This window comes from Streptomyces sp. NPDC005566, assembly GCF_040605575.1.
Taxonomy (GTDB): domain Bacteria; phylum Actinomycetota; class Actinomycetes; order Streptomycetales; family Streptomycetaceae; genus Streptomyces.
In genome coordinates, this window is the sequence record NZ_JBEXDB010000068.1 from 1 (window position 1) to 1,938 (window position 1,938).

Here is a 1,938-nt window from a genome sequence, read left to right on the forward strand (position 1 = left end):
CGATGCCCACATCGCCGAGGAGCAGCCCGAGTGCGCCCAACGTTCTGGGCACATCAGCCACTTCGGAGAGCTGTGCCGCCCCCTTCGGCGGCGTTAAAACGTTAAATAAGAAGGCGTTAAAACGCGCGCGCGTGTTACGCTGTGGATAAGCTGTCGTAAGTCCTTGTCGCGTAAGACTTTTTCCAAGTGGCATGTACGCCGATAGACGAGAAAGCTGTACGCCGATAGACGAGAAAAACGTACCGCGATAGACGAGTGTTTGTACGTCGATAGACGAAACGGCCGGTTTTTCTGTGGATAAGTAGCCAAATGTACGCCGATAGACGAGTGTTTTTGGCAGTATCGGATGCTTTCAGCGTGGCAGCAAAAAAGGCGTTTTCGGATGCTTCCGGGCTAAAAATCCAATGCTGACGCGGGTTTTTCGGTAGTTTTGTCGCACAGGGGTGTGCGGTGATAGACGAGTAAACCGTACCGCGATAGACGAATTCGCGCAGTTTGGCAAGAAGGCGAAATGTACGCCGATAGACGAGTCCGGGCCGGCGCTGGCCAGGGGGCCACGATGGGCGGTTGAGGCTCTGCCGGTGGTCAAGCTGGGGCAGTGCGGCGAGCCTCTGCATGGGCGTCAGGCCAGCTTTTTTTGCAAGAAGTAGGACACCCAGGACAGCTTGCCGGCCTTGTTGGCCTCGCATACCAGTTTGGCGTTATCGCGGGTCATGATGACCAGCTTGTTGGGCTTCACGGACTCGTCGAGGAACATCCGGTAGTCGGGCAATGGGTCGCGCTCCACGATTTCCTTGATCTCCTGCTTGAAGCGGCGCAAGGTCTGCGAGCTGCCCGTTTTCTCCAGCAGCAACGGCAAGCTGATTTCCCACCATGCCTTATCGCCGCAGTGCTTGCGGGCCAGCTCGTACAAGCGGCGTTCCAGGGCTTGGCCAAGGCTGAAGTAGTCGGGGTGTAGCGTGAGGATGTCGAAGTCCATTGCGGCCCGGTAGAGCCATTCAGAAATTGTCAGTTCCAACTCCAGCGCGCCCTTGCCGTTCTTCGTCCAGGTCGTCACGCGGTAGTCTTCGATCAAGCCGAAGCCTTCGAGCTGTTCCTTCTCGTTCGTCTTGACGTTCGTTTCAATGGTGGTGCCCTTCAAGCGCCGGCACATGTCCACCACGCGCTCGTAGGCCGCGCCTCCGGTGCTGCGGCGCGTTCCCAGCAGAAACGGGTACACGTCCACGCGGACACGGCGCGAAACCTTGATGCCAGCATCGTGCCCTCGCACGATCTGGCTGATGCAGTAGATCAGGATGTCTTTGTCGAAGACTGTAGCCGCGCCCACAGCGGACGGGATGATGCGAATGCTCCGGCCTGCACGCGAATAGACGCGGATGCGCGTGTCGCGGTTCTTTGACAGGGAGAAGATGGGGTACTCCATTGAGGACACATCATCTTTAACGGGCCAATCATGGATCGCCTCAAGCACCACAAACAGGTCAGGTTGCACGGCGCTGGCCAGGATGTTCCCACTTGCCGGCTCATCGCCTCGCCCAAGTGGAAAAAGTGTTGCGCTTTCGCTGTCTGTGTTATGATGGGACATTCATTGCTCCTTATGTGTCTCTTGCTGCCAAGCGGGTTGATCCGTTAGGGGTTGATGATGGTCTTTGAAGTGCCCGGCCTGCTCGCCGGGCATTTTCTTTTGTGCGTTCCGATTCATGCCGTGGCATGGTGCTGGCCGACTGGCTGCACCGCCAAGCGCAGGCCCAGCGCCTTGAGCACGGCAGACAGGCTGCGCAGCTCCGGGTTGCCCTGGGGCGACAGCGTGCGGTAGAGCTGGTTGGCATTCAGCTCGGTTTCTTTGGCGATAGCGCGCACGCCACCGCGCGCTTGAGCCATCTGGCGCAGCGCCACCAGTAGATCGGCCGGTTCTCCATCCAGGAGAAGCTGGTTTAG

The 1,938-nt window shown here is 58.5% G+C and carries 2 protein-coding genes; both read right to left on the bottom strand.

Annotated features, from left to right (window positions below):
- Positions 1-622: 622 nt before the first annotated feature.
- Positions 623-1,585, bottom strand: a complete 963-nt coding sequence (locus tag ABZS61_RS34745; protein WP_004637268.1) for a replication initiator protein A — start codon at positions 1,583-1,585, stop codon at positions 623-625.
- Between the two features lie 113 nt (positions 1,586-1,698).
- The coding region (locus tag ABZS61_RS34750) for an addiction module antidote protein (protein WP_356430496.1) at positions 1,699-1,938 on the bottom strand (240 nt) is incomplete at its 5' end.

Bases quoted from the DNA above. Each gene is read 5' to 3' on its own strand.
- ABZS61_RS34745 (WP_004637268.1), bottom strand. From the start codon at position 1,585: ATGTCCCATCATAACACAGACAGCGAAAGCGCAACACTTTTTCCACTT.